This is a genomic window from Duganella rivi (genome assembly GCF_009857435.1).
GTDB lineage: Bacteria > Pseudomonadota > Gammaproteobacteria > Burkholderiales > Burkholderiaceae_D > Rugamonas > Rugamonas rivi.
On record NZ_WWCK01000024.1, the window covers coordinates 1 to 284 of the forward strand.

Below are 284 nucleotides of genomic sequence, written 5' to 3' on the forward strand. Positions count from 1 at the left end.
GTAGGAGTCTGGACCGTGTCTCAGTTCCAGTGTGGCTGGTCGTCCTCTCAGACCAGCTACTGATCGTTGCCTTGGTGGGCCTTTACCCCACCAACTAGCTAATCAGATATCGGCCGCTCCAGGAGCACAAGGTCTTGCGATCCCCTGCTTTCATCCTTAGATCGTATGCGGTATTAGCGTAACTTTCGCTACGTTATCCCCCACTCTTGGGTACGTTCCGATATATTACTCACCCGTTCGCCACTCGCCACCAGAGCAAGCTCCGTGCTGCCGTTCGACTTGCA

General features: G+C 54.6%; 1 rRNA gene. It reads right to left on the reverse strand.

The window, feature by feature from the left end:
* Window positions 1–284: ribosomal RNA gene (locus tag GTP45_RS27820) — 16S ribosomal RNA — on the reverse strand; the annotation flags it as partial.